23 protein-coding genes and 2 tRNA genes are annotated in these 26,281 nt (G+C 65.6%); 9 read left to right on the top strand and 16 right to left on the bottom strand.

Features of this window, described 5'->3' with window-relative positions:
- Positions 1 to 11: 11 nt before the first annotated feature.
- Complete coding sequence (locus tag GFS60_RS27565) at positions 12 to 947, top strand: NUDIX hydrolase (RefSeq protein WP_159926097.1); 936 nt, start codon at positions 12 to 14, stop codon at positions 945 to 947.
- Between the two features lie 98 nt (positions 948 to 1,045).
- On the opposite strand, the gene GFS60_RS27560 is transcribed toward GFS60_RS27565, so the two are convergent.
- The 3 genes from GFS60_RS27560 to leuC form a co-directional block, all read right to left on the bottom strand.
- On the bottom strand, positions 1,046 to 1,717 hold the full coding sequence (locus GFS60_RS27560; RefSeq protein ID WP_159926096.1) for an HU family DNA-binding protein: 672 nt from the start codon (positions 1,715 to 1,717) through the stop codon (positions 1,046 to 1,048).
- Positions 1,718 to 1,874: 157 nt separating this feature from the next.
- Positions 1,875 to 2,483, bottom strand: coding sequence for a 3-isopropylmalate dehydratase small subunit (gene leuD, locus GFS60_RS27555; protein WP_109331021.1), 609 nt, complete (start codon positions 2,481 to 2,483; stop codon positions 1,875 to 1,877).
- Between the two features lie 27 nt (positions 2,484 to 2,510).
- The gene (leuC, locus tag GFS60_RS27550) at positions 2,511 to 3,932 is read right to left on the bottom strand and encodes a 3-isopropylmalate dehydratase large subunit (RefSeq protein WP_109331023.1); all 1,422 of its coding nucleotides are present in this window, start codon (positions 3,930 to 3,932) and stop codon (positions 2,511 to 2,513) included.
- 138 nt (positions 3,933 to 4,070) lie between these two features.
- Between leuC and GFS60_RS27545 the strand changes: the two genes are divergently transcribed.
- The 3 genes from GFS60_RS27545 (at position 4,071) to GFS60_RS27535 (ending at position 5,612) form a co-directional block, all read left to right on the top strand.
- Complete coding sequence (locus GFS60_RS27545) at positions 4,071 to 4,772, top strand: IclR family transcriptional regulator (protein ID WP_109331025.1); 702 nt, start codon at positions 4,071 to 4,073, stop codon at positions 4,770 to 4,772.
- 40 nt (positions 4,773 to 4,812) lie between these two features.
- Complete coding sequence (locus tag GFS60_RS27540; RefSeq protein ID WP_109335188.1) at positions 4,813 to 5,331, top strand: pyridoxamine 5'-phosphate oxidase family protein; 519 nt, start codon at positions 4,813 to 4,815, stop codon at positions 5,329 to 5,331.
- A gap of 113 nt (positions 5,332 to 5,444) precedes the next feature.
- Positions 5,445 to 5,612 carry a DUF5302 domain-containing protein gene (locus GFS60_RS27535; protein WP_159926095.1) on the top strand — a complete coding sequence of 56 codons (168 nt, stop codon included), beginning with the start codon at positions 5,445 to 5,447 and terminating at the stop codon, positions 5,610 to 5,612.
- Between the two features lie 58 nt (positions 5,613 to 5,670).
- Here the strand turns inward: GFS60_RS27535 and GFS60_RS27530 are convergent.
- The 4 genes from GFS60_RS27530 to GFS60_RS27515 all read right to left on the bottom strand — a co-directional run bounded on the left by GFS60_RS27530 (position 5,671) and on the right by GFS60_RS27515 (position 8,382).
- A tRNA-Glu gene (locus tag GFS60_RS27530) sits at positions 5,671 to 5,743 on the bottom strand.
- 107 nt (positions 5,744 to 5,850) lie between these two features.
- Positions 5,851 to 5,922: transfer RNA gene (locus GFS60_RS27525), tRNA-Gln, on the bottom strand.
- 137 nt (positions 5,923 to 6,059) lie between these two features.
- Entirely contained in the window at positions 6,060 to 7,535 is a 1,476-nt protein-coding gene (gene gltX / locus GFS60_RS27520) for a glutamate--tRNA ligase (protein ID WP_159926094.1), read from the bottom strand.
- A 73-nt stretch (positions 7,536 to 7,608) separates the two neighbouring features.
- A complete protein-coding gene (locus GFS60_RS27515; protein ID WP_109331029.1) occupies positions 7,609 to 8,382 on the bottom strand; it encodes a fumarylacetoacetate hydrolase family protein in 774 nt (257 codons plus the stop codon).
- A gap of 114 nt (positions 8,383 to 8,496) precedes the next feature.
- On the opposite strand from GFS60_RS27515, the gene GFS60_RS27510 reads away from it, so the two are divergent.
- Positions 8,497 to 9,723 (top strand): MFS transporter, encoded by a 1,227-nt coding sequence (locus GFS60_RS27510; RefSeq protein ID WP_159926093.1) that lies wholly within the window; start codon positions 8,497 to 8,499, stop codon positions 9,721 to 9,723.
- A gap of 15 nt (positions 9,724 to 9,738) precedes the next feature.
- On the opposite strand, the gene GFS60_RS27505 is transcribed toward GFS60_RS27510, so the two are convergent.
- The 5 genes from GFS60_RS27505 to GFS60_RS27485 all read right to left on the bottom strand — a co-directional run bounded on the left by GFS60_RS27505 (position 9,739) and on the right by GFS60_RS27485 (position 16,138).
- On the bottom strand, positions 9,739 to 10,749 hold the full coding sequence (locus GFS60_RS27505; RefSeq protein WP_159926092.1) for a 3-isopropylmalate dehydrogenase: 1,011 nt from the start codon (positions 10,747 to 10,749) through the stop codon (positions 9,739 to 9,741).
- 73 nt (positions 10,750 to 10,822) lie between these two features.
- Positions 10,823 to 12,418 carry a phosphoglycerate dehydrogenase gene (gene serA / locus GFS60_RS27500; RefSeq protein WP_159926091.1) on the bottom strand — a complete coding sequence of 532 codons (1,596 nt, stop codon included), beginning with the start codon at positions 12,416 to 12,418 and terminating at the stop codon, positions 10,823 to 10,825.
- 224 nt (positions 12,419 to 12,642) lie between these two features.
- Entirely contained in the window at positions 12,643 to 13,644 is a 1,002-nt protein-coding gene (gene ilvC, locus GFS60_RS27495; RefSeq protein ID WP_172652251.1) for a ketol-acid reductoisomerase, read from the bottom strand.
- A gap of 50 nt (positions 13,645 to 13,694) precedes the next feature.
- Positions 13,695 to 14,198 (bottom strand): acetolactate synthase small subunit, encoded by a 504-nt coding sequence (gene ilvN / locus GFS60_RS27490; protein WP_109331036.1) that lies wholly within the window; start codon positions 14,196 to 14,198, stop codon positions 13,695 to 13,697.
- The gene (locus GFS60_RS27485) at positions 14,195 to 16,138 is read right to left on the bottom strand and encodes an acetolactate synthase large subunit (RefSeq protein WP_109331038.1); all 1,944 of its coding nucleotides are present in this window, start codon (positions 16,136 to 16,138) and stop codon (positions 14,195 to 14,197) included. Before GFS60_RS27485 ends, ilvN begins: the two co-directional genes overlap by 4 nt.
- A 266-nt stretch (positions 16,139 to 16,404) precedes the next feature.
- Between GFS60_RS27485 and GFS60_RS27480 the strand changes: the two genes are divergently transcribed.
- The 3 genes from GFS60_RS27480 to GFS60_RS27470 all read left to right on the top strand — a co-directional run bounded on the left by GFS60_RS27480 (position 16,405) and on the right by GFS60_RS27470 (position 20,642).
- A complete protein-coding gene (locus tag GFS60_RS27480) occupies positions 16,405 to 16,896 on the top strand; it encodes a PH domain-containing protein (protein ID WP_159927594.1) in 492 nt (163 codons plus the stop codon).
- 52 nt (positions 16,897 to 16,948) lie between these two features.
- On the top strand, positions 16,949 to 18,793 hold the full coding sequence (gene ilvD / locus GFS60_RS27475) for a dihydroxy-acid dehydratase (RefSeq protein WP_159926089.1): 1,845 nt from the start codon (positions 16,949 to 16,951) through the stop codon (positions 18,791 to 18,793).
- Between the two features lie 313 nt (positions 18,794 to 19,106).
- Entirely contained in the window at positions 19,107 to 20,642 is a 1,536-nt protein-coding gene (locus GFS60_RS27470) for an amino acid permease (RefSeq protein WP_109331044.1), read from the top strand.
- A 75-nt stretch (positions 20,643 to 20,717) separates the two neighbouring features.
- Here the strand turns inward: GFS60_RS27470 and GFS60_RS27465 are convergent, their stop codons facing one another.
- The gene (locus GFS60_RS27465) at positions 20,718 to 21,581 is read right to left on the bottom strand and encodes a DoxX family protein (RefSeq protein WP_159927592.1); all 864 of its coding nucleotides are present in this window, start codon (positions 21,579 to 21,581) and stop codon (positions 20,718 to 20,720) included.
- 98 nt (positions 21,582 to 21,679) lie between these two features.
- On the opposite strand from GFS60_RS27465, the gene GFS60_RS27460 reads away from it, so the two are divergent.
- Complete coding sequence (locus GFS60_RS27460; protein ID WP_159926087.1) at positions 21,680 to 22,834, top strand: PQQ-dependent sugar dehydrogenase; 1,155 nt, start codon at positions 21,680 to 21,682, stop codon at positions 22,832 to 22,834.
- A gap of 58 nt (positions 22,835 to 22,892) precedes the next feature.
- Here GFS60_RS27460 and gatB read toward each other — a convergent pair whose 3' ends face one another.
- From gatB to GFS60_RS27445, 3 genes are all read right to left on the bottom strand, one after another.
- Positions 22,893 to 24,404, bottom strand: a complete 1,512-nt coding sequence (gene gatB, locus GFS60_RS27455) for an Asp-tRNA(Asn)/Glu-tRNA(Gln) amidotransferase subunit GatB (protein ID WP_159926085.1) — start codon at positions 24,402 to 24,404, stop codon at positions 22,893 to 22,895.
- 42 nt (positions 24,405 to 24,446) lie between these two features.
- Positions 24,447 to 25,478 carry an ATP-dependent 6-phosphofructokinase gene (locus GFS60_RS27450; RefSeq protein WP_109331051.1) on the bottom strand — a complete coding sequence of 344 codons (1,032 nt, stop codon included), beginning with the start codon at positions 25,476 to 25,478 and terminating at the stop codon, positions 24,447 to 24,449.
- Between the two features lie 131 nt (positions 25,479 to 25,609).
- Positions 25,610 to 26,272, bottom strand: coding sequence for a response regulator (locus GFS60_RS27445; protein WP_109331053.1), 663 nt, complete (start codon positions 26,270 to 26,272; stop codon positions 25,610 to 25,612).
- Positions 26,273 to 26,281 lie beyond the last annotated feature (9 nt).

Raw genomic sequence — 26,281 nt, 5'->3', positions numbered from 1 at the left:
GAAGGAACCCGTTGAGCAGCTCAGGTGACAAACCCGTCAGAGCCAACATCTTCGCCGCCGGTGCGGTGTTGTGGCGAAAGTCTCCCGACAATCCCGACGAGACGGAGGTCGCGCTCGTTCACCGGCCGAAATACGAGGATTGGTCTTTCCCGAAGGGCAAGCTCGATCCCGGTGAGACCGCGGTCGTTGCCGCAGTGCGCGAGGTAGAGGAAGAAACGGGCCTCCGAGGACGTCTCGGTCGCCACCTCGGGGCATTGACCTACCCCATCCCCGGACACCGGCGATTGAAGCGCGTCGAATACTGGGCAGCCGAGGCGCGGGAAGGCGCTTTCGAGGCCAATGACGAAGTAGACGAATTGCGCTGGCTTCCCGTCCCCCAGGTCGCCGATCAATTGTCGTATCCGATGGATCGCAAAATTCTGCGCCGATTCAGCGCCTTACCTCCCGACACCGCAACAGTGTTGCTGGTGCGCCATGCGAAGGCAGGGAGTCGGAAACGGTACAAGGGTGACGACGACACCCGACCGCTCGACCCGACCGGCGAATTGCAGGCAGACGCACTCGTCACGCAGCTCCGGGCTTTCGGAGCCACCGAGATTTCTTCTGCAGATCGCACGCGGTGCACCCAGACCATGGAACCGCTGGCGCGCTCGCTGGACACCACGATCCGGGTCGAGCCGCTGCTGTCCGAGGAGAGCTACAAGGCCGATCCCGCCGCCACACGGACCCTGGTGCGCAAAATTGCCGCACGCGGTGGAGTACAGGTGATCTGCAGCCAGGGCGGGGTCATTCCCGATCTGCTCGAGTGGTGGGCGAAGACTGATGGTGTCTCGCTACCGCCGGCGCGCAACCGGAAAGCGAGCACGTGGGTGCTCTCGCTCTCCGGCGGCAAGCTCATCGCAGCCGACCACATCGACAGCCCCCTGCCACTGTCTCGTCAAGACTGAGCTGCCCGGAGCATCACCCGGGGCCGTACACACACAGGCGCCGACCACGAGATCGTGGTCGGCGCCTGCTGTCACGCGGAGCGCTGCGTGCGCGAGCTCTACTTGCTGCGCTTGGCCGGAGCCTTCTTGGCGGCAGTCTTCTTCGCCGTCGTCTTCGCCGGAGCCTTCTTGGCGGCAGTCTTCTTCGCCGTCGTCTTCGCCGGCGCCTTCTTGGCGGCGGTCTTGGTGGCCGTCGTCTTCGCCGGCGCCTTCTTGGCGGCGGTCTTGGTGGCCGTGGTCTTGGCCGGCGCCTTCTTGGCGGCGGTCTTGGTGGCCGTCGTCTTCGCGGGCGCCTTCTTGGCGGCGGTCTTGGTGGCCGTCGTCTTCGCGGGCGCCTTCTTCGCGGCCGTCTTCTTGGCGGCCGACTTCTTCGCCGCTGCCTTCTTCGCCGCAGCCTTCGTGGCGGTTGCCGATGCACCGCGCTTGACCGCGGGACCCGTGGCCGGAAGCTTCTGGCCGCCAGCGATAACCGCCTTGAACTGGGCGCCCGGGCGGAATGCCGGCACCGACGTGGGCTTGACCTTCACGGTCTCACCCGTGCGGGGGTTACGTGCGACACGGGCCGCACGGCGGCGCTGCTCGAAAACGCCGAATCCGGTGATGGTCACACTGTCGCCGCGGTGCACTGCCCGAACAATGGTGTCCACAACATGCTCGACAGCTTCAGTTGCCGTGCGCCTGTCCGAACCCAGCTTCTCGGTCAGAACATCGATGAGCTCTGCCTTATTCATTGAAAATCCTCCGCGAACTAATGGCCCACCATTGGACCGACTACGAACTACGGTAAACCTGAATACCGCAGGAGTCTATGTGCCACGCCAATTCTCATACAACGCGGCACCATTCTCAGGGAATTGTTATCTGGCGGAGAGACTCGGATTCGCTCTGTCAGTCGGTCGAAACAGGCTCCGGAAGCGTCGTTGGTTTCCAAGAAGGCCTTGACTTTTCGAACTCAGAAATGGCCTCTACCTGCCGTAATGTCAATCCGATGTCATCCAGACCCTCGATCAGACGCCAACGGGTGTAGTCATCAATCTCAAAGGGCACCACAGTGGTTCCGGCCGTGACCGTCTTGTTTTCGAGATCGACAGTCAATTCGAGACCCGGCTGCTCGTCGAGCAACTTCCAGAGCAGTTCCACGTCCGACTGGGCCACCTGAGCGGCCAGCAGACCGGCCTTGCCGGCGTTCCCACGGAAGATGTCGGCGAACCGCGACGCGATCACGACCCGAAAGCCGTAGTCGGATAGCGCCCACACCGCGTGCTCCCGGGACGACCCCGTGCCGAAGTCGGGACCAGCGACCAGAACGCTGCCCTTGTCGTACGGTGCGACGTTGAGAACGAAGGAGGGGTCGCCCCGCCACGCGGCGAAGAGGCCGTCCTCGAAACCTGTGCGCGTCACTCGCTTCAGATAGACGGCCGGAATGATCTGGTCCGTGTCCACGTTGGATCGCCGCAGCGGAACGCCGATACCTTTGTGTGTGCTAAAGGATTCCATCGAAAAATCTCCTAAATTCCTTGAGTCCTAGGCCAGATCTGCCGGAGCGGACAACGTTCCCCGGACCGCGGTCGCGGCGGCCACGAGCGGCGAGACGAGATGCGTCCGACCTCCCTTGCCTTGACGTCCCTCGAAGTTTCGGTTGGACGTGGAGGCCGAACGTTCCCCCGGCGCCAGCTGATCCGGGTTCATTCCGAGGCACATCGAGCACCCGGCCTGACGCCACTCGGCACCCGCAGCGGTGAAGATCTCACCGAGTCCTTCCTTTTCCGCCTGCGCGCGAACCCGCATCGAGCCGGGCACAACGAGCATCCGGACGCCTTCCGCAACGTGGCGGCCACGCAGAACCTCGGCAACGGCACGAAGATCCTCGATCCGGCCGTTGGTGCACGAGCCGACGAAGACGGTGTCGATCGCAACCTCACGCAACGGGGTCCCGGCTTCGAGTCCCATGTAGGTCAACGCTTTCTCGGCCGCCTGCCGTTCACTCTCGTCGGCGATATTTGCCGGATCGGGAACGGCCTCACCGAGCGGCAGACCCTGACCGGGGTTGGTGCCCCACGTCACGAACGGCGTCAATGTGCTCGCGTCGATATGGACCTCGTTGTCGAAAACGGCGCCCTCGTCAGTCTTCAGCTGTTCCCACGCCGCCACTGCGGCGTCCCAGTCGGCACCCTGGGGAGCATGGGGACGACCCTTGATGAATTCATAGGTGGTCTCGTCGGGTGCGATCATCCCGGCGCGGGCACCCGCCTCGATCGACATGTTGCAGATGGTCATCCGCGCTTCCATGGACAGCTTCCGGATCGCCTCACCGCGATATTCCAGAACGTAGCCCTGACCGCCGCCGGTTCCGATCTGCGCGATGACGGCGAGAATGAGGTCTTTACTCGTGACACCGTCGGGCAATTCGCCGTCGACGGTGACGGCCATCGTCTTGAAGGGCCGCAGCGACAGCGTCTGGGTCGCCATGACGTGCTCGACCTCGCTCGTGCCGATTCCCATGGCGAGTGCGCCGAAGGCACCGTGCGTGGAGGTGTGGCTGTCACCGCACACCACCGTCATGCCCGGCTGTGTCAGACCCAGCTGAGGGCCGACCACGTGCACGATGCCCTGATCGATGTTTCCCATCGGATGAAGACGGACACCGAACTCCTCGCAGTTCCGCCGGAGCGTGTCGACCTGAGTCCGGGAGATGGGGTCTGCGATCGGCTTGTCGATGTCCACGGTGGGAACGTTGTGATCCTCGGTGGCGATCGTGAGATCCGGCCGGCGCAGGGGCCTGCCGGCGAGCCGCAATCCGTCGAACGCCTGCGGGCTCGTCACTTCGTGAACGAGATGCAGGTCGATGTAGATGAGATCGGGATTGTTCCCCTCACCCCGAACAACGACATGGTCGTCCCACACCTTCTCTGCCAGGGTGCGTGCTTTCTCCGCCATCTTCTCCACCTCTGTGTGTCACTTCGCACAGCGGGCTTCGGGCCGGTCCGCGGTGCGCTTGATGTCGTCAGTCTCATCCCGGGCACGCACTCGACGGAAGCCGTAGGTGCGCTATGATCCCACCATGCGAGAAACTGGTATCGACCTATGAGACAGCATAGCGGCATCGGAGTGCTGGACAAAGCGGTAGGCGTGCTACATGCCGTGGCCGAGAAGCCCTGCAGCCTCACCGAACTGTGCTCGCGCACCGGACTACCCCGCGCCACCGCACACCGGCTGGCCGTAGGTCTCGAAGTGCACCGCCTCCTCACCCGGGACACGGACGGACTCTGGTGCCCCGGTCCCGGCCTGGCCGAACTCGCTGCCACAGCCAATGATCCGCTCGTGTCGGCAGCAGCGCTCGTGCTTCCGCGCCTGCGCGAGATCACCGGGGAGAGCGTGCAGTTGTACCGCCGGGAAGGCACCCAGCGCATCTGTGTGGCGGCCATGGAACCGCCGACCGGTCTGCGCGACACCGTCCTCGTCGGTGCCCGGCTTCCGATGAGCGCGGGCTCGGGCGCCAAGGTGTTACTCGCGTGGGCGGATCCCCAGACTCAGCGCGCCGTTCTTCCCGACGCCGCGTTCGGCGAACGCGTCCTCCTGGAAGTCCGTCGGCGAGGCTGGGCGCAAAGTGCCGCCGAACGCGAACCGGGCGTCGCCAGCGTCGCCGCGCCCGTTCGCGACGGGAACGGTTCTGTCATCGCCGCCATTTCGGTGTCGGGGCCCATCGACAGAATGGGTAGACGGCCCGGTGCCCGGTGGGCGGCTGATCTCCTCGCCGCTGCGGAAGCGTTGCACAAGCGACTGTGAATATGCTCGGTCTCATCCGTACCGCGACAGGAGAGACTTGATGGGCAGCAATCAGCGAGCACAGATCACGATGACGGATTCGGAGATCACCGAATTCGTCGACCACAGCAGGGTCGCGACTCTCGCAACGGTGGGTGCGGACGGCCGCCCGCACCTCGTGGCCATGTGGTACGCCGTGATCGACGGCGAGATCTGGTTCGAGACCAAGGCGAAGTCGCAGAAGGCCGTCAATCTGCGCCGAGACGACCGTGTCACGATCCTCATCGAGGACGGTGACACCTACGACACCCTGCGGGGTGTGTCGATCGACGGACGGGCCGAGGTCGTCGACGATCCGGACGCGCTGTTTGCCGTCGGCGTCAGCGTCTGGGAGCGGTACACGGGGCCCTACTCCGACGAACTCCGGCCCGCGGTCGACCAGATGATGCACAAGCGGATCGCTGTTCGGGTGGTTCCCGACCGTGTCCGGAGCTGGGACCACGCAAAGCTCGGTCTCCCGGCCATGCCCGTCGCCGGGACCACCGCCGCCTACCTGACACAGCCCGCTCGCCGACAGTGACGCGCGACGGCTGATTCTTCTGCCACTGCCGCGCGCCCCGGGAAAAATGAGGGGCATTCTCCATTCCACCGGCGTAACTTCACACAGTGAACCATCTACCGAGGGAGTTCGCCGTGGCCGAAGCGAGTAACGAAGAAATGCGAAAGAAATTCCGTGAGGCACTCGAACGGAAGAATCATCAGGCCGGAATGTCCACTCAGCACAAGGACGGCAATTCCAAAGTGCATCACGTGCACGGCCCGGCCGATCACAAACGCGAATTCCGCCGCAAGAGTGGATAAGCGAGCACACTGACAGAAAGAGAAACACCCTCCACCGAAGTGGAGGGTGTTTCTTGTGTAGCCCCGACGGGATTCGAACCCGCGCTACCGCCTTGAGAGGGCGGCGTCCTAGGCCGCTAGACGACGGGGCCAAGAACTTGGTATTGCACTCACTGGTGTTGCACGAACCTGGTGTTGCTCTGGAAGCTCAGCAAGCATAACTTGCTGAAGTTCGGTAACAAAATCGGCCGAACTTCCGCTGGGGTACCAGGACTCGAACCTAGAATGGCGGTACCAGAAACCGCTGTGTTGCCAATTACACCATACCCCAATGGCCTGTTCGGACCGCTGAGCCGGAGGGCTCCGCGGGCCGCTCGGGCCGAAGAAGAGATTACCAGCCTAGTGGCGGGATTTACCAAATCGCCTGGTCAAGGGCGGTCTCTCTCATCCTTCGGCCGTCGGCCACTCTCACTCGGCGATACTCGCGCGAGCTGAACGCAACCGGGACAGTGACACGTCGCGCCCGAGCAGTTCCATCGACTCGTAGAGGGGCGGGCTGATGTGCGAGCCGGTGATGCCGACTCGGACGGGGGCGAACGCCTTCCGCGGCTTGAGACCCAGTCCGTCGACGAGCGACGCCTTCAGGGCCTCCTCCAGCGCCGCTGCATTCCACACCGCGACGGCTTCCAACGAAGCCAGGGCGGCGTCGAGGACGGGCGCGGCATCGGCACCCAGGTTTTTGGCTGCGGCGGCGGGATCGATGGTGAAATCGTCCTCGTCCACGAACAAGAATTTCAGCAGTCCCCAGGCGTCGGACAGCACCACGATCCGCGTTTGGACGAGTTCTGCTGCCGTCGCGAACACCGCCTCGTCGACCGTCTCCCCCAGATGTCCGTGCACGGTGAGGAAGGCGCGCAACCGCGCCGCGAAATCGGCGGGCTCGAGGAGCCGGATGTGCTCGGCGTTGATGGCGTCGGCCTTCTTCTGGTCGAAGCGCGCGGGATTGGAGTTGACCTTCGTGATGTCGAAGGCTGCGACCATCTCGTCCAGCGAGAACACGTCGTGATCGTCGGAAATGCCCCAGCCGAGGAGGGCGAGGTAGTTCAGCAGACCCTCGGGCACGAAGCCGCGGTCGCGGTGAATGAACAGATTCGACTCGGGATCCCGCTTGGACAGCTTCTTGTTGCCCTGCCCCATGACGAACGGGAGGTGGCCGAACTGCGGCGTGAAATCCGCCACACCGATGCGCTGCATAGCCTCGTAGAGGGCCAGCTGCCGGGGCGTCGACGAGAGGAGATCCTCGCCGCGCAGCACGTGGGTGATCTTCATCAGGGCGTCGTCGACCGGATTGACCAGGGTATACAGAGGAATGCCGTTTCCACGGGTGAGCGCGAAGTCGGGCACCGTACCGGCCTTGAACGTGGTGTCACCGCGGACGAGGTCGACCCAGCCGAGGTCGTGCTCGGGCATACGCAACCGGACGACGGGCTTGCGCCCCTCGTCCAGATAGGCCTGGCGCTGCTCCGGGGTGAGATCTCGGTCGAAGTTGTCATACCCCAGCTTGGGATCGCGGCCGGCGGCCTTGTGCCGCTCCTCGACCTCTTCCGGCGTGGAGAACGACTCGTAGGCTTCACCCGCCGCCAGAAGCTTCCCGACCACGTCCAGGTGGAGTTCGCGTCGCTGGGACTGCCGGTAGGGCTCGTAGGGCCCACCGATCTCCGGGCCCTCGTCCCAATCCAAGCCGAGCCAGCGCAGCGCATCCAGGATCGCCTGGTACGACTCCTCACTGTCACGGGCAGCATCGGTGTCCTCGATACGGAACACGAACGACCCGCCGTTGTGGCGGGCGAAGGCCCAGTTGAACAGGGCGGTACGGACGAGCCCCACGTGCGGGGTTCCGGTGGGCGACGGGCAGAAACGGACGCGAACTTCGCTTGTGGTCATGGCTCACTTGGGTCGGCGCTGGGAAAACGGACCTCTACAGGCTAGTCCGCCCCCCAGGTCGACACGAGAGCCGTCAGCGCTTTGCGGTCACGGGGTTGGTGAGTGTCCCGATACCACCGATGGTCACGCTGACACTCTGACCCTCGACGATCGGCCCGACGCCTTCCGGCGTGCCAGTGAGGATGACGTCGCCCGGGAGGAGAGTCATGACCGCGGACACCCATTCGATGATCTTCGGAATGTCATGGAGCAGAAGCGAAGTGTTGCTGCTCTGCTTCACCTCTCCGTCCACCTCGGTCGTGATGTCGACGTCCGACGCATCGAGCTGCGTTTCGATCCAGGGCCCGAGGGGGCAGAAGGTGTCGTGGCTCTTCGCTCGAGTCCACTGAACGTCCTGGCGCTGATGATCACGCGCCGACACGTCGTTGGCGGCCGTGTAGCCGAGAACGACGTCGAGAGCCTTGGCCGCTGGGACGTCCTTGCACGGCCGGCCGATCACCACGGCCAACTCCCCCTCGTAATGAACCTCGTTCGAGGATTTCGGCAGGACGATCGCCGCGTCCGGGCCCACGATCGACGTATTGGGCTTGAGGAAGATCACCGGGTCCGCAGGCGCTTCCCCACCCATCTCCGCGGCGTGGGCGGCATAGTTCTTGCCGACACAGATCACTTTGCTGGCGAGTATGGGGGCGAGCAGGCGAACGTCGTCCAGTGGCCAGCTCCGACCGGTGAAAGTAGGAGTGCCAAAAGGGTGCTCGGCGATTTCCCGGGCAGTCAGGGAACCGTCCTCCCCCTCGATACTCACAAACGCAACACCATCGGGACTTGCCACTCGACCAAGACGCATGCCCGAGAGTCTATCGCCCGGCGGCGGGCGGCCTCCGGCATTCCCACCCGGGAGGGTATAGACTCCGACCATTCGCCAATATATGGGACCTTCATCCTAGATACTGAGATTGACATGACTACAACGAACGTCGAGGCCACCGCCGTCGGATCGGCGCGCAAGTGGTGGATGCTCGCACTCGGGATGTTTGCGCAGGCGGCGCAGGCTGTCTTCGTCAATGGCGTGGCCTTCCTCATCCCGGAACTACAGGCGAGCCACGGCCTGAGTTTGGCCCGCACCGGACTTCTCGTCGCCGCGCCCACCGTCGGCGTGATGCTGACGTTGATTGCGTGGGGCGCGCTCGCCGACCGGTACGGCGAACGCACCGTGCTCGCCATCGGAATGGCGGTGACCGCGGCCGCCGGACTCGGAGCCGCCTCGTCCGGATCACTCTCCGCCACGGGCGTGTTCCTCGTCCTCGGCGGTATGGCCGCAGCCTCCGCGAACGCGGCGAGTGGACGAGTCGTGGTCGGCTGGTTCCCACCCGAACGCCGGGGTCTCGCCATGGGAATCAGGCAGATGTCCCTCCCCCTCGGGATCGCGTGTGCTGCGCTCACCATGCCCTCCCTCGCACACGAACACGGGATCGGCTGGGCCCTGGCCTTGCCGACCGCCCTGTGCGCGGCCGCAGCACTCGCCTGCGCAATCGGAGTCGTCGACCCGCCACGACCGAGTCGCACGTCGGCCGCGGGTCTCGAGATGCTGGCTAATCCGTACCGGAACAGCAGTACCCTGTGGCGAATTCACGCCGTATCGGTTCTACTCGTCGTCCCGCAATACACGGTATGGACCTACGCCCTCGTCTGGCTCATCTCCGAAAGGCATTGGGAGGCAACCGCTGCAGGCCTACTGGTGACCGTCGCTCAGGTTCTCGGCGCACTCGGACGGATGGCAGTCGGCGTCTGGTCGGACGCCGTCGGTAGCCGATTGAAGCCACTTCGCTGGGTGGCCGCCGCCGGTGGACTGTCGATGGCGGCGCTGGCCCTGTCGGATTCGGCCCCGTCCCTACTGGCGATACCGGCGCTCGTCGCCGCTTCCGTTGCCACCGTAGCTCCCAACGGCCTCGCGTTCACGGCCGTCGCCGAGATCGCCGGTCCGTTCTGGGGCGGACGCGCACTCGGAGTCCAGAACACGGGACAATTCGTCGCTGCGTCACTGGTCCCGCCCACCTTCGGGGCGCTGATCGGAATACTCGGCTTCCCACTGACCTTCGCTATCGCGGCGGCCTTTCCGGTGATTTCCATACCGATGATCCCCCTGGCCGGGTCCGCAGACCCGGCCAGGGGGACCGGAAAAGATTAGAGACCAACCGCGTTTCTAGAGCGCTGCGGCAATCCGGTCGCCCACCTCTGCGGTCACGACCGCAGCGTCACCCCGCGAAGCCAGATCCGCTTCGACAGCGGTCTCGATACGGACGGCATCCTCGTCACGCCCGAGGTGGCGCAGCAGCAGGGCCGCAGACAAGATGGCCGCCGTGGGATCGGCGATGCCACGACCGGCGATGTCCGGGGCACTACCGTGAACCGGTTCGAACATCGAGGGATTGGTGCCGGACGCATCGATGTTGCCCGACGCCGCCAGACCGATACCCCCGGTCACCGCACCCGCGAGATCGGTGATGATGTCACCGAACAGGTTGTCGGTGACGATGACATCGAAGCGCGACGGATCGGTCACCATGTAAATGGTGGCCGCGTCGATGTGGCAGTACGCCGTCTCGACGTCCGGGTACTCGGCCGAGACAGTCTCGACCGCACGGGTCCAGATTGCACCGGCATTCGAGAGCACGTTCGTCTTGTGGATCAGGGTGACGTGTTTGCGTCGAGTCTGCGCGAGCTCGAAGGCATAGCGCACCACTCGCTCCGCGCCGAACCACGTATTGACCGACACCTCGGTGGCAATCTCGTGGGGAGTACCGACTCGGATTGCGCCACCGTTACCCGTGTACGGACCCTCGGTCCCCTCGCGCACGACCACGAAGTCGATGTCCGGTTGCGCCGCGAGCGGCGACTTCGTTCCCGGATAGAGCTGGGAGGGACGAAGATTCACGTGGTGGTCGAGCGCGAACCGCATGGTGAGCAGGAGTCCTCGCTCGAGGATGCCCGGTGTCACGGACGGGTCGCCGATGGCACCCAGCAGGATCGCGTCGTGGGTGCGGATCGCCGCCAGATCAGCGTCCGGCAGGAGTTCACCGGTGGCGTTGTATCGACGGGCGCCGAGGTCGTACTCGGTGGTTTCCAGGTCGGGTACGAGCTTCCGCAGCACCTTCAGCGCCTCGGCAGTGACCTCGACACCGATTCCGTCACCGGGAATGACCGCAAGCTTCATGAACGCCTCACTTCATCAGAGAACTGTGCGCGTGTTCCGGCACGAGGTGCCGGAACACGCGCACGAAAGGATTTCAGGCCAGGTCGACGAGTTCGATCTTGGTGGCGCCCACTGCGGTGGAGATCGCGTCACGCACGTCGGCAGGAACCTCCCGGTCGACCCGCAGGAGAATGGTGGCACCCTCACCCTCGGCGTCCTGGCTGAGCTGTGCGGCCTGGATATCGATGCCGGCGTTGCCCAGCTGGGTGCCGATCTTGCCGAGCGCACCCGGCTGATCGGTGTAGTTGATCACCAGGTTCAGGCCTTCGGCGCGCAGTTCGAAGTTGCGTCCGTTGATGTTGACGATCTTCTCGACCTGCTGAGGACCGGTCAGGGTACCCGACACGCTGATGACGCTGCCGTCACCGAAGACGCCGCGAAGGTCGACGACGCTACGGTGGTTGGGGCTCTCGGCGGCCTTGGTGACCTCGGCCGTCACGCCACGCTCTTCCGCGAGCGCAGGCGCGTTGACGAACGTCACGGCGTCCTCGATCACCGCCGAGAACACGCCACGCAGAGCCGACAGTGCCAGCACCTCGACGTCCTCGGAGGCGAGCTCGCCGCGCACATCGACGGACAGATTGACGGGGACCTCGCCCGACAGCGCCCCGAGGAGCACACCCTGCTTGCGAACGATTTCGAGCCACGGGGCGACTTCCTCACCCACGGCGCCACCGGACACGTTGACGGCGTCGGGAACGAAATCGCCTGCAAGAGCCAGCAATACGGACTTCGCGACATCGGTGCCGGCGCGGTCCTGAGCCTCACTCGTGGAGGCGCCGAGGTGCGGCGTCACGACGACCTCGGGAAGGTCGAACAACGGGCTGTCCGTGCAGGGCTCGGTCTCGAACACGTCGAGGCCCGCAGCACGCACGTGACCCGACTTGATGGCCTGGGCCAGCGCCGCCTCGTCGATCAGGCCACCGCGGGCGGCGTTGACGATGACGACACCCTTCTTGGTCTTGGCCAGGTTCTCCGTACCGATCAGGCCCTTGGTCTCCGGAGTCTTGGGGAGGTGGACCGAGATCAGATCGGCGCGCTGCAGCAACTCGTCGAGCGAAACCAGCTCGATGCCCAACTGGGCGGCACGGGCCGCGGACACATAGGGGTCGTAGGCGATGACGTGCGTCTCGAACGCCGCAAGACGCTGAGCGAAGAGCTGACCGATTCGGCCGAGCCCGACGACGCCGACGGTCTTGCCGAAGATTTCGACACCGTTGAACTTGCTGCGCTTCCACTCACGGTCACGCAGGGTGGAATCGGCTGCGGGGATCTGGCGGGCCGCGGCGAGCATCAGCGCGACAGCGTGCTCGGCTGCGGTGTGAATGTTGGACGTCGGCGCGTTGACCACCATGACACCGCGCTCGGTGGCGGCCGGTACGTCGACGTTGTCGAGCCCGACACCGGCGCGGGCGACGATCTTGAGCTTGGTACCGGCGGCGAGCACCTCGGCGTCGACGGTGGTGGCGGAGCGGACGAGGATCGCGTCGGCCTCGGGCACCGCCGCGAGCAGGGCCGGGCGATCAGGTCCATCGACCCAACGCACCTCCACACCGTCGCCCAATGCCTCGACGGTGGACGGCGCGAGCTTGTCGGCGATCAGAACAACAGGACGGCCTGGCTGGCTCACGTGCAAACTCCCTGATTAGGTGGGTGTGGAGGTGTTTTAACCACACACAGCTTAGTCCGCCCTCACCGGGAATCCGCATCCCGGTAGGCAATACCACATAGTGGACGCCCGCGACAGCGCAGATGGTCCGATACGACGCCGGCCCAACGCCACACCCGGGTGCTCTGTCGAGACCGAGGTGACATTGGGCCGGCGTCGTGCGCGCAACGGTAAAGCGATGAAACCTAAGCGGTTTCGGTGATCGGCCGGTCGACCCAGCTCATCAGGTCGCGCAGCTTCTTGCCGGTGACCTCGATCGGGTGCTCGGCGTTGGCCTTGCGCAGGCCCTCGAGCTCGGTGTTGCCGTTCTCGACATTCGCGACGAGGCGGCGGGTGAACTCACCGGACTGGATGTCGGCGAGGATCGCCTTCATGCGCTCCTTGGTGCCGGCGTCGATGACGCGCGGGCCGGAGAGGTAGCCGCCGAACTCCGCGGTGTCGGACACCGAGTAGTTCATGCGGGCGATGCCGCCCTCGTACATGAGGTCGACGATGAGCTTGAGCTCGTGCAGCACCTCGAAGTACGCCATCTCGGGCGCGTAGCCGGCCTCGACCATGACCTCGAAACCGGTCTTGACCAGTTCCTCGGTGCCACCGCACAGCACTGCCTGCTCGCCGAAGAGGTCGGTCTCGGTCTCTTCCTTGAACGTGGTCTTGATGACGCCGGCGCGGGTGCCGCCGATGGCCTTGGCGTAGGACAGCGCGAGCGCCTGGCCCTCACCCTTGGGGTCCTGGTCGATCGCGATGAGCGCGGGAACACCCTTGCCGTCGACGAACTGACGGCGAACCAGGTGGCCGGGGCCCTTCGGGGCGACCATGCCGACCGTGACGAACTCCGGGGCCTTGATCAGGTCGAAGTGAATGTTGAGGCCGTGTCCGAAGAACAGCGCGTCGCCGTCCTTCAGGTTGGGCTCGATGTCGTTCGTGAAGATCGACGCCTGAGCGGTGTCGGGTGCGAGCACCATGATCACGTCGGCCCACTCGGACACCTCGGCCGGCGTGCCGACCGTCAGGCCCTGCTCCTCGGCCTTGGCGCGCGACTTCGAGCCTTCCTTCAGACCGATGCGGACATCGACGCCCGAATCGCGCAGGCTCAGCGAGTGCGCGTGGCCCTGGCTTCCGTATCCGATCACAGCGACCTTACGGCCCTGGATGATCGACAGATCGGCATCGTCGTCGTAGAACATCTCGACTGCCACAGTTCAACCTCTTTCTTGGAATTTGCGTATCTAAAGTACTAGCGAGTGGCCGTGATGGACTTCGGCCCCCGTCCCACGGCCACGACCCCGGACTGCACGATCTCCCGGATGCCGTACGGATCGAGCATCCGCAACAATGCATCCAGCTTGGATCGCGTTCCTGTCGCCTCGATCGTGACCGACTCCGGGGAGACGTCGATCACCTTGGCGCGGAACAGATTCACTGTCTCGATCACCTGAGTGCGCACGCTGGCGTCGGCACGCACCTTGATGAGCAGCAACTCGCGGGCGACGGAGGCGTCACCGTCCTGCTCGACGATCTTGATGACGTTGATCAGCTTGTTGAGCTGCTTCGTCACCTGCTCGAGCGGGAACTCGTCGACGGTCACGACGATGGTCATACGCGAGATCTCGGGGATCTCGGTGCCGCCGACGGCGAGCGACTCGATGTTGAATCCACGACGGGAGAACAGCGCGGCCACCCTGGCCAGCACGCCCGGCTTGTCCTCGACGAGAACACTGAGGGTGTGGCTGGTGCTCACTGATCTTCCTTCCCGGCCGCTGTGGCCGCGCCCGAACGCTGTTCGCGTTCCATGGCCTCGTGAATGACTGCGGGCTCCGCCGCGGCCTCGTCGTCGTCGAACAGCGGCCGGATGCCCCGAGCCGCCATGATCTCGTCGTTGCTGGTGCCCGCTGCGACCATCGGCCACACCTGGGCGTCGGCGCCGACGATGAAGTCGATCACCACCGGCCGGTCGTTGATGGACTGCGCCTCACGGATCGCCGCCTCGACGTCCTCCTCGCGCTCGACCCGGATTCCGTGACACCCCAACGCTTCTGCGAGCTTGACGAAGTCGGGGATGCGGATCGCACCGTGCGTACCGAGGTTGGTGTTGGAGTAGCGCTCGTCATAGAAGAGCGTTTGCCACTGGCGAACCATGCCGAGGTTGCCGTTGTTGATGAGCGCAACCTTGATCGGGATGCCCTCGAGCGCGCACGTCGCAAGTTCCTGATTGGTCATCTGGAAGCAGCCGTCGCCGTCGATGGCCCACACCTCGGTGTCCGGCTTGCCCATCTTCGCGCCCATGGCGGCAGGCACGGCGTAGCCCATCGTGCCGAGGCCACCGGAGTTGAGCCACGTACGGGGCTTCTCGTAGTTGACGAACTGCGCAGCCCACATCTGGTGCTGTCCGACTCCGGCGCAGTAGATCGCGTCGGGACCGGCGAGCTTGCCGACCGCCTGGATGACGAACTCGGGAGACAACGCTCCGTCCGAGGGGCGGTCGTAGCTGAGCGGGTACGTCCGCCGGATCCCGTCGAGATACGCCCACCACTCGGTGAGGTCGAGAGTCGTCCCGGTCGCCCGGTCCGCCTTGATGGCCTCGATCAGCTCGACGATGACCTCTTTGCAGTCGCCCACGATCGGAACGTCCGCGTACCGGTTCTTCCCGATCTCGGCCGGGTCGATGTCGGCGTGGATGACCTTGGCGTCGGGCGCGAACGAGTCGAGCTGACCGGTGACACGGTCGTCGAACCGCGCGCCCAGGGTGATCAGCAGATCACTGCGCTGCAAGGCGGCCACGGCCGCGACCGTGCCGTGCATGCCGGGCATGCCGCAGTTCAGGGTATGACTGTCCGGGAACGCACCGCGCGCCATGAGGGTGGTGACAACCGGGATACCGGTCAGCTCGGCGAGCTCGAGCAGTTCGGGTGAGGACTCCGACTTGATCACACCGCCACCGACATACAGCACCGGCTGCTTGGAGTCGGCGATCAGGCGCGCTGCCTCACGGACCTGCTTGCCGTGCGGCTTGGTGACGGGACGGTAGCCGGGCAACCGCATCTCCGGCGGCCACGAGAACGTCGTCTGCGCCTGCAGGACGTCCTTCGGGATGTCGACGAGTACCGCACCCGGGCGCCCACTCGACGCGAGATAAAAGGCTTCCGCGATGATCCGCGGGATGTCGACGCCGTCGGTGATGAGGAAGTTGTGCTTGGTGATCGGCATCGTGATGCCGGAGATGTCGGCTTCCTGGAAGGCGTCGGTTCCGATCAGGCTGCGGCCCACCTGGCCGGTGATCGCCACGACAGGAACGGAGTCCATCTGAGCGTCCGCCAGTGGCGTGACCAGGTTGGTGGCACCCGGGCCGGACGTCGCCATGCAGACACCGACCTTGCCGGTCGCCTGGGCGTACCCGGTGGCGGCATGGCCTGCACCCTGCTCATGACGAACGAGGACGTGCCGGACCTTCTTCGAGTCGAAGAGAGGGTCGTAGACAGGCAGAACCGCACCACCCGGAATACCGAATACCGTGTCGACCTCGAGCTCCTCGAGGGCTCGGACCACGGACTGGGCGCCGCTGACCCGCTCGGGGGCGAGTTGGCGGCGGCTACCGGTCTGCGTCGCGGCGGCCGCGGTCGTAGGGCTGGCAGCCCCCGACTTGCGCGGCGTGGGTTGAGGCCGTGCGGTTGGTGCGCTCACTGGGAAATCCTCTGATTCTGGCTCCGGGCAACAAAAAACCCCCGTCAGCGAATGCTGTACGAGGGTGGCGCGTCGTTTCTGGCGAGTTGAAGAAATCGACTCAGGCGACGACGCGCCGGCCGATTACGAGCAACTCATTCTGTTTCACGCGCTCGACGGTAGGCGCGCTAATGGTGAACAGTCAACTTGGTGAGTCGGCCGTCCCAGAATGTGAGATACGTCGGCTGCGGTGCGAAGATGTAGAGGTGTCAACTCCGCAGCAGCCCGTGCCACCAGACTCATCATCCCACACGACCGACATCCCCAAGCAGGTCATCCGAATTTCGCCACTCGCCTATATCGGATGCGCCTTCCTGCTCTTCGCCGTCTCGTTCCCCATCTTCGGCTGGCCGGCCGCCTTCGGGTGGCTCCTCGTGGCCCCGATCCTCGCCGCGGCGTGGGTCGCCCGGGTTCGGACCACGGTCACACCCGAGGGGCTTCACGTGCGAAGACTGGTCGGCGGGCGGGCCCTCTCGTGGTCGGAGATCACCGGATTCCGCTTCCCGAAACGCGGCTGGGCGCGCGCCACGCTGACCGACGGCGGCGAGGTGGCTCTCCCTGTCGTCACCTTCGATCGTCTTCCCCAGCTCGCCGCGGCGAGCGGTGGGCGGATCCCCGACCCCTACGCGGCGGCCGCAGCGGACGCGGAGCAGGCGCCCGACCCGGCCTCCGACGGTGAAGACCCGGACAAGAACCAGCCGCGCACTGACGGCGGATAACGCGCGAGTAGCGTTGATCAGTACTTCCGTACGCTGACTAAGGAATACGCTCATGCCCCCGCTGAGGTCCCGAACCACCACCGCAGGACGAAATGCCGCCGGCGCCCGCGCGCTGTGGCGTGCCACCGGAATGACCGACTCCGACTTCGGTAAGCCGATCGTCGCGATTGCGAACTCCTACACCCAGTTCGTCCCCGGGCACGTCCATCTCAAGAACGTGGGCGACATCGTCGCCGACGCCGTGCGCGCTGCCGGTGGGGTACCTCGCGAGTTCCACACGATCGCCGTCGACGACGGAATCGCCATGGGACACGGCGGCATGCTCTACTCCCTCCCCAGCAGGGAAATCATCGCCGACTCCGTCGAGTACATGGTCAACGCCCACACCGCCGATGCACTCGTGTGCATCTCGAACTGCGACAAGATCACTCCGGGCATGCTCAATGCCGCACTGCGGCTGAACGTTCCCACGGTCTTCGTCTCGGGTGGGCCCATGGAAGCCGGCAAGGCGGTGGTCGTGAACGGTGTGGCCCAGGCGCCGACCGACCTCATCACCGCCATCTCGGCGAGCGCCAGCGACGAGGTCGACGACGAAGGGCTCGCCGAGGTCGAGCGCAGTGCCTGCCCGACCTGTGGGTCCTGTTCGGGCATGTTCACCGCCAACTCGATGAACTGCCTCACGGAGGCACTCGGACTCGCGTTGCCCGGCAACGGTTCCACGCTGGCAACCCACGAGGCCCGGCGCGCGCTCTTCACCCGCGCGGGCACCACCGTCGTCGAAGCAGCCCTGCGCTATTACAAGGACGACGACGAGTCGGTCCTCCCGCGCAACATCGCGACGCCCGCCGCGTTCCGCAATGCGATGGCCCTCGATGTCGCGATGGGTGGTTCCACCAACACGGTGCTGCACACCCTCGCTGCTGCCCAGGAGGGCGAGGTGTACGACTTCGATCTCGACAAGATCGACGAGATCAGCCGCAAGGTGCCGTGCCTGTCCAAGGTCTCACCCAACTCGGACTATCACATGGAAGACGTGCACCGAGCGGGTGGAATCCCCGCGATCCTCGGCGAACTCCGCCGGGCCGGGCTGCTCGAAAGCGACGTCTCGACCGTGCACACCAAGAGCTTCGACGAGTGGCTCGACACGTGGGACATCCGGTCGGGCAAGGCTTCCGACGAGGCCGTCGAACTCTTCCATGCCGCACCCGGTGGTGTCCGCACCACCGAGCCGTTCTCGACGAACAACCGCTGGTCGTCACTCGACACGGACGCCGCGAACGGCTGCATCCGCGACTTCGAGCACAAGCACACGGTCGAGGGCGGTCTGGCCGTGCTCCGCGGCAACATCGCCGTCGACGGCGCGGTCATCAAGACGGCGGGAATCGACGAAGACCTGTTCCACTTCCAGGGGCCCGCGCGTGTCGTGGAGTCGCAGGAAGAGGCGGTGTCGGTGATCCTCGGTAAGAAGATTCAGCCCGGTGAGGTCCTCGTCGTGCGCTACGAGGGTCCCGCCGGCGGGCCGGGAATGCAGGAGATGCTGCACCCCACGGCATTCCTCAAGGGTTCCGGCCTCGGGAAGAAGTGCGCGCTGATCACCGACGGCCGGTTCTCCGGCGGTTCCTCGGGACTGTCCATCGGCCACATCTCCCCCGAGGCGGCCAGCGGCGGCGCCATCGGCCTCGTGGAGGACGGCGATCAGATCCTCATCGACATCGCGACCCGCACGCTGAAGCTCCTCGTCGACGACGAGGTGCTCGCCGAGCGCCGGGCGAAGATGGAGTCGTCCGAGCGTCCGTGGCAGCCGGTGAACCGCGAGCGCACGGTCACCACCGCACTGCGCGCCTACGCGGCGTTGGCGACCTCCGCCGACAAGGGAGCGGTGCGCCAGGTCCCCTGACCGACGATCCATTCGGGTGCACGATGCCGGGCACCGCTGCGGAGATTCCTTCGCCGCGGTGCCCGGTTTCTTTCTGCATCAGCGAGGGCCGTCCGCCGTGACGTGACCGCAATCACGAGGTAGTCAACTCGCTCAGAGCCCGAGCCGCTCGCCCGACCTTCACTGATCATTCTGATCAGTTACCGGCCCGCTCCTTGCACATGGCGCTCAGTAGTGGTTCCCTCAGTTGGCCGATGAGACCTACATCACATCGGCGCACAGCCACCATCCTCCGGCCCACGAGGCCACCGGGAACACAACCTAGGAGCGACACATGCCAGGAGTCGGCATATGGCGAACGAAATCCGTCGAGCAATCGATCGCGGACACCGACGAGCCTGACACTCGGCTGCGGAGGGAATTGACCGCCAAGGATCTCACCGTCTTCGGCGTGGCTGTCGTGATCGGTGCCGGCATCTTCACGCTCACGGCCCGCACCGCAGGCAACGTCGCCGGGCCGTCCATCTCGCTCGCGTTCGTACTCGCCGCCATCGCGTGCGGGCTCGCCGCGCTGTGTTACGCCGAGTTCGCGTCCACCGTTCCGGTGGCCGGAAGCGCATACACCTTCTCGTACGCCACCTTCGGCGAATTCGTCGCCTGGATCATCGGCTGGGACCTTATCCTCGAATTCGCACTCGCGTCGGCCGTGGTGGGCAAAGGCTGGTCCCTGTATCTGGGCAACGCGCTCGGCTTCAGCGGCGCCACCACAGCACATCTCGGGCCGATCGACTTCGACTGGGGTGCGCTGATCATCGTCGGCGCCATCACCGCCGTGCTCGCCATCGGCACCAAGGTCTCCTCCCGCGTCTCTGCGATCATCACGGCCATCAAGATCGCCGTCGTTCTTCTCGTCATCGCAGTGGGCGTCTTCTACATCAAGAAGGAGAACTACGCGCCCTACATTCCGCCCGCCGAGGGTGCGTCGAGTACTGCGCAGGGCGTGCACCAGACCCTGTTCTCCTTCCTCACCGGCGCCGACGGCAGCAGTTACGGCTGGTACGGCCTGCTCGCCGCGGCCAGCCTCGTGTTCTTCGCCTTCATCGGATTCGATGTCGTCGCCACCACCGCCGAGGAAACCAAGAACCCGCAGAAGGCTCTGCCCCGCGGCATCCTGGGCTCCCTCGCCATCGTCACCGTCCTCTACGTCGCCGTCACCCTCGTCCTCACCGGCATGGTCAAGTACACCGATCTGAAGACCGGGAGTCCGCTGGTCGGTGACAGCAGTGCCACTCTCGCCACCGCTTTCGAGGCACACGGCATCACCTGGGCGCAGACGGCCATCAACTTCGGCGGGCTCGCCGGCCTGACCACCGTGGTCATGGTCATGATGCTCGGACAGACCCGAGTGCTCTTCGCGATGTCTCGGGACGGACTGATGCCGCGCGGGCTGGCCAAGACGGGCACCAAGGGGACGCCAGTTCGGATCACCCTGATCGTCGGGGCGGTCGTGGCTTTCCTCGCCGCGTTCTTCCCCATGGGCACGCTGGAAGAGATGGTGAACATCGGCACGCTGTTCGCGTTCGTGCTGGTCTGCATCGGTGTGATCATTCTTCGCCGCACGCGGCCCGACCTGCCGCGCGGTTTCCGCGTCCCGCTCGTTCCGCTGGTTCCGATCCTCGCCGTCGCCGCCTGCGGATGGTTGATGCTCAATCTCTCGGTGGAGACGTGGATCCGGTTCGTCGGGTGGATGGCACTCGGTGTGCTGATCTACTTCGCCTACGGCCGGCGCAAGTCCGTCCTGGGCCGGCGTCTCGCCGCCGAGGCGGAGCCGCCGGAAGAGGAGAAGCTCCCCGAGTTCGCCCAGAACTGATTCGCACAGTACTGACCTGAGAGACACGACTCCGCCGCACTTCCCTGAGGAGGTGCGGCGGAGTCGTCTGCGAAGTCAGATGAGCGGGTTGGCCCCGTTGAGGAAGATCCAGGTGCAGACGCCGGCAGCGACACCCAGGATCAGCGCAACGAACGAGCCGATGAACGGACGGGTCGCCCAACCCCGGCGACCGTCGAGAGAGATACGACCGGGCCCGGTGAGAATGATGACCCCGGCGCACACACCGAGCAGGGTCTCGTACTCGGTTCCCGCAGGCGCGAAGTACTCGAGGCCCGGTTCCGCCGTCTGGCGGAACGCCCACGCGTTGATCATTACCGCGAGAACCGAAGCAGCGGCCAGTGGCGTCACCAGTCCGAGGATCAGCAGCGCCCCACCGGCGACCTCACCGACAGCACCCAGGATCGCAAGGAGCTTCGCCTGCTGGAATCCGGAGTTCGCCAGCATCTCCTCGAACCCGTCGAGACCCGGGCCGTTCCATATTCCCGTCAACTTCTGCAGTCCGTGCACCAGAGCCGTGCCGCCCACTGCGAGGCGCAGTGCGAGCAACCCGAGGTCCAGGGTTCCGCGACCGATTTTCACGTCACCGTCATCCGCCGTCCCGACCGCGGTCGTACCGGGCGATGCGGCCGCTGCGGCGGAAGTGCCGCCGAGAACCTCCGTCGGCTGATCCGATCCGAACGACCCCGAGTCCCGGTAGGCCGGGATCTGCTCGGTCGGCAGACCCGCGCCCCGCGCGTCGCCGAAATCCAGTTCGTCGTCGGTGTGCGGAAGCGTGCGTCCCCCGGAACCCGGCGCCGGCGTGGCCGTCGGAAAACGCTCCGTCGGAGAGTCGTACGGGCTGGAGACCTTGCCGTAGTCCGGTGAGGCGCCGTGGTCCGAGGCACCGGGGTCCGGCGACTCGCTGGGATCTTTCCGCATGTCAGTCACACCGTCCAGGGTAGGTCGGCGCGGGGAACATCGCCGGGAAGCAGGTGCGGCGTGGCGGTGACGCCGCACCCTTCCGTAACGTTTCACTCATGATGGTGGGTGGGCTGAGCCGCAGGGCGACCGGCAGATCGATATGGATGGTGTCTGTGCTGTGCGTCACCGCGTTGCTCGCGGCAGGCTGTGCGAAGTTCGACGATTCGGCGTCCTCACCGTTCAGCCCCGAACCTTCCGAGGCGTCGGGTGCCGAGGTAGAGCCCGAGAGTCCGCCTCCGTCCACCACCACACCCCCACCGCCCAGCGGGCCGCTCGGACCGTGCCAAGATCCGGACCCCAGTGTCATCGCCACCTGTCTCGACACCACGGGCGGGCTCGTCGTCCTTCCCGACGCAGCCACCGCGCTGGTCGCAGAACGACGCACCGGACGCATCCTCGAGGTCGCACAGGGCCGCCAGCCCAGAGAGATTGCGCACATCGACGTCGACGCCAGTTCCGACGGTGGACTCCTCGATATCGCCCTGTCACCGAGCTTCGTCGAGGACAACTTGATCTACGCCTACATCTCGACTCCCACCGACAACCGGGTGGTGCGCGTCGCACCGGGCGATACGGCCAAGGAAGTGCTCGGCGGGATTCCGCGGGGAAATGTCGGCAATGCCGGTTCACTCGAATTCTCCGGCGACGAACTCATGGTGCTCACCGGAAACGCCGGCAACCCGGCCGCCGCGTCCGATCCCGCCTCACTCGCCGGCAAGCTGTTGAAAGTCACCGCACTGTCACCCGCCCCGACCCCCGCACAGCCCCGCCCGCAGGTCGTCCTGTCCGGCATCGGGACCGCCGGTGGGGTGTGCGTCGACCCCGGTGTGGCGGTCTGGGTCACCGACCGCACACCCCTCGAGGATCGCCTGCAGCGCGTAAGCGCCGACGGTGCCGTGTCCTCCCCGGTGTGGACGTGGCCGGAGCGCCCCGGAGTGGGCGGCTGCGTGGCCGCGCAGGATGTCGTCGCGGTGTCGTTGAGCACGGCCAAAGCAATGTCCGCGCTCGCCGCCGACCCGAGCACCGGAGCGGTCACCACTGCCCCGGGCGTCATCGTCCAGGACCGGTACGGCCAGCTCGGTGGAGCCGCCCTCGGACCGGACGGGCTGATCTGGGTCAGCACGGTGAACAAGACAGCCGGTCAGCCCGGCCCCAACGACGACCGTGTGATCAAGATGCCGTTGCCCTCGGGCGGCGGCGGGTTCGACTGATCGGCTCCGCTCCGCCCCGCGTGCACGCCTGCACCCATGTACGAACAACAGCGAGAGACTAGCTGCACGCCTCGATGACGAGTTCCTTGACGCGTGCGGGATCTGCCTGACCCCGCGTCGCCTTCATGACGTCGCCGACGATCTTGCCTGCAGCGGCCAGCTTTCCGCCGCGAATCTTGTCGGCGATATCAGGGTTGGCTGCCAAGGCCTCGTCGACGGCCGCCTTCAGCTTGGTGTCGTCCCGCTCGACCACGAATTCCGGATGGTTCGCGACAACCTGCTTGGGGTCGCCCTCGCCGTCGAGGACGCGGTCGACCACCTGGCGCGCCACCTTGTTGTTCAGTGTGCCGTTGTCGATGAGCGCGACCACCTCGGCCACCTGCGCCGGAGTGATCGGCAGGGCCGTCAACTCCACGCCGCGGGTGTTGGCCTGCTGGGCGAGGTACGACACCCACCACGATCGTGCGGCTTCCGGGGAGGCTCCGGCCTCGGCCGTGGCGATCACCAGGTCGAGGGCACCTGCGTTCACGAGGTCGCGCATCACCTCGTCGGAAACACCCCAGTCGGCCTGGATCCGGGCCCGACGGACCCACGGCAACTCCGGCAGTGTGCCGCGGAGTTCCTCGATCCATTCGGCGCTGGGCGCTACGGGCTCGAGGTCGGGTTCCGGGAAATAGCGGTAGTCCTCGGCGGTCTCCTTGCGCCTGCCCGGCGAGGTGGTGCCGTCCGCCTCCTGGAAGTGGCGTGTTTCCTGGATCACCGCACCCCCCGACTCCAGCACGGCGGCCTGACGGCGCATCTCGTACCGGACCGCCACCTCGACGCTCTTGAGGGAGTTGACGTTCTTCGTCTCGGTCCGGGTTCCCAGTTCGGTAGCACCGATCGGCATCAGCGACACGTTGGAGTCGCAGCGCATCGAGCCCTGGTCCATCCGCACGTCCGACACCTTCAGCGACTTCAGCAGATCACGGAGGGCGGTGACGTAGGCGCGGGCCACCTCGGGCGCGCGCGCACCGGCACCGCTGATGGTCTTGGTCACGATCTCTACCAGCGGCACGCCCGCCCTGTTGTAGTCGAGCAGCGAGTGGCTTGCTCCGTGAATACGGCCGGTCGCGCCGCCGACGTGCAGCGACTTCCCGGTGTCCTCTTCCATGTGTGCACGCTCGATCTCGACGCGCCAGGTGGTGCCGTCGTCGAGGACGACGTCGAGGTAACCGTCGGTGGCGATCGGCTCGTCGTATTGCGAGATCTGATAGTTCTTCGGCTGGTCCGGGTAGAAGTAGTTCTTCCGCGCGAAACGGCCCCACGGCGTGATCGAGCAGTTCAGCGCCAGACCGATCCGGATCGCGGACTCCACCGCCGCCTCGTTGACCACCGGCAACGACCCCGGCAGGCCCAGGCACACCGGGCACACCTGCGTGTTCGGCTCCGCACCGAACTCGGTGGGGCACGGGCAGAACATCTTGGTGTTGGTGCCGAGCTCTACGTGTACCTCCATGCCGAGAACAGGCTCGTACTTGGCGAGCACATCGTCGTAGTCGAGGAGGGCAGGCGCGTCGACAGCAGTCATGCAGAAGAGTTTATGCGCCTGCTCGTGTGCCGAAAAACGCGGTCAGCCGAAAAAGGCGGCTGCCTCGTCGTACCGCTCGCGCGGCACGGTCTTGAGGTGACGGGTGGCGTCGGTGAGCGCCACCAATTCGATCGACGTGCCATGCAGGGCGACCATCTGCCCGAAGTCTCCGCGGTGGACCGCGTCCGTGGCGTGCACCCCGAAGCGGGTGGCGAGTACCCGGTCGTACGGGGTGGGAGTGCCGCCCCGCTGCACGTGCCCGAGGACCGTTGTCCGTACTTCCTTGCCGATGCGGCGCTCGATCTCGGCGCCGAGCTGCTGCGCGACACCGGTGAATCGTTTGTGCCCGAACTCGTCGATGCCGCCTTCGCGCAGAGTCATCGACTCGGGGGTGGGTGCCGCACCCTCGGCGACGACACAGATGAAGTGGGAGTCGCCCCGCTGGAACCGCTTCTTCACCATGTCGCACACCTCAGCGACGTCGAACGGCACCTCGGGAACGAGGGTGAGGTGCGCGCCCGTCGCCAGACCCGAGTGCAGCGCGATCCAGCCGGCGTGTCTGCCCATCACTTCCACCAGCATGACCCGTTGGTGCGACTCTGCCGTGGTGTGCAACCGGTCGATCGCATCCGTCGCGATGGACAGCGCGGTGTCGAAGCCGAACGTCACGTCTGTGCAGTCGATGTCGTTGTCGATGGTCTTCGGAACCCCGATAACCGGGACACCGCTTTCTGCCAACCATCCTGCGGCAGTGAGCGTTCCCTCACCTCCGATCGGAATGAGGGCGTCGATCCCGTTGTCGTCGAGGGTCTGCCGGATCTGGTCCAGTCCGGCTTTCAACTTGTCCGGGTTCACCCGGGCCGTTCCGAGGATGGTGCCACCGCGGGTGAGGATGCGGTCGATCCGGTCGTCGTTGGACAACGGAACCTTGCGATCCTCGAGCAGGCCGCGCCACCCGTCCCGGAATCCGACCACCGAGCTGCGGTACCGACCGTCGGCAGTGCGCACCACCGCCCTGATCACCGCGTTGAGTCCGGGGCAGTCGCCGCCGCCGGTCAGGATCCCGATCCGCATCCAAGCACCCCTCGTTCTCCCGTTGCGGCGCCGTCCCCTAGAGGGACGGCACCTCGTCTGGTGATGGTGGTTCTCCTTATCCATCTTGCCGCTCCGGCGCCGTGAGAGCACCTTGGACCGCCGGGTTCTTTTCAGCCCGGTGTGACGAGGCCACTCTCATAGGCGAGTACCACGGCCTGTGCGCGGTCGCGGAGATCGAGCTTGGACAGCACCTTTCCGACGTGCGTCTTGACGGTCTGCTCGGCGACGAACAGGCGGTCGGCTATCTCGGTGTTGGACATCCCGCGGGCGATGAGTTCGAGAACCTCCCGCTCGCGCGGGGTCAGCGCCGACAGCGCAGCGGGTTTACGACGCGTAGTGCTGCGGCGACTGGTCACGTCGGCGATGAGACGCCTGGTGACGGTCGGCGCCAGAAGTGCCTCCCCGTCGGCGACGACGCGGACCGCACGAACCAGTTCTTCGGCGGGCGCATCTTTGAGCATGAAACCGCTGGCTCCGATGCTGAGTGCTTCGTAGACATAGTCGTCGACGTCGAAGGTGGTGAGCATCAGCACACGAACCGGGGGGTCGAATCCGGCCGACAGGATCAGGCGCGCCGCATCGAGGCCGTTCATCTCCGGCATCCGGACATCCATGAGCACCACGTCGGGACGCAGACGTTTGACCTCGGTCACCGCCACAGCCCCGTCCGGTGCGTCGCCGATCACGCTGATGTCGGGCTGTGAGGAGAGGAGGGCGCCGAAGCCCTGACGGACCATGGCTTGATCGTCTGCGATGAACACGGTGATGGCCACGCCCGTCAG

Source organism: Rhodococcus sp. WAY2 (assembly GCF_009859915.1).
In the GTDB taxonomy this organism is placed as follows: domain Bacteria; phylum Actinomycetota; class Actinomycetes; order Mycobacteriales; family Mycobacteriaceae; genus Rhodococcus_F; species Rhodococcus_F oxybenzonivorans.
This window is presented reverse-complemented; position numbering and strand designations above follow the sequence as displayed.

Coding starts and splice junctions, on each gene's coding strand:
- GFS60_RS27560 (WP_159926096.1), bottom strand. CDS start 1,717: ATGAATAAGGCAGAGCTCATCGATGTTCTGACCGAGAAGCTGGGTTCG.
- leuD (WP_109331021.1), bottom strand. CDS start 2,483: ATGGAATCCTTTAGCACACACAAAGGTATCGGCGTTCCGCTGCGGCGA.
- GFS60_RS27545 (WP_109331025.1), top strand. CDS start 4,071: ATGAGACAGCATAGCGGCATCGGAGTGCTGGACAAAGCGGTAGGCGTG.
- GFS60_RS27540 (WP_109335188.1), top strand. CDS start 4,813: ATGGGCAGCAATCAGCGAGCACAGATCACGATGACGGATTCGGAGATC.
- gltX (WP_159926094.1), bottom strand. CDS start 7,535: ATGACCACAAGCGAAGTTCGCGTCCGTTTCTGCCCGTCGCCCACCGGA.
- GFS60_RS27515 (WP_109331029.1), bottom strand. CDS start 8,382: ATGCGTCTTGGTCGAGTGGCAAGTCCCGATGGTGTTGCGTTTGTGAGT.
- GFS60_RS27510 (WP_159926093.1), top strand. CDS start 8,497: ATGACTACAACGAACGTCGAGGCCACCGCCGTCGGATCGGCGCGCAAG.
- GFS60_RS27505 (WP_159926092.1), bottom strand. CDS start 10,749: ATGAAGCTTGCGGTCATTCCCGGTGACGGAATCGGTGTCGAGGTCACT.
- ilvC (WP_172652251.1), bottom strand. CDS start 13,644: ATGTTCTACGACGACGATGCCGATCTGTCGATCATCCAGGGCCGTAAG.
- ilvD (WP_159926089.1), top strand. CDS start 16,949: ATGCCCCCGCTGAGGTCCCGAACCACCACCGCAGGACGAAATGCCGCC.
- GFS60_RS27470 (WP_109331044.1), top strand. CDS start 19,107: ATGCCAGGAGTCGGCATATGGCGAACGAAATCCGTCGAGCAATCGATC.
- GFS60_RS27465 (WP_159927592.1), bottom strand. CDS start 21,581: ATGCGGAAAGATCCCAGCGAGTCGCCGGACCCCGGTGCCTCGGACCAC.
- GFS60_RS27460 (WP_159926087.1), top strand. CDS start 21,680: ATGATGGTGGGTGGGCTGAGCCGCAGGGCGACCGGCAGATCGATATGG.
- gatB (WP_159926085.1), bottom strand. CDS start 24,404: ATGACTGCTGTCGACGCGCCTGCCCTCCTCGACTACGACGATGTGCTC.
- GFS60_RS27450 (WP_109331051.1), bottom strand. CDS start 25,478: ATGCGGATCGGGATCCTGACCGGCGGCGGCGACTGCCCCGGACTCAAC.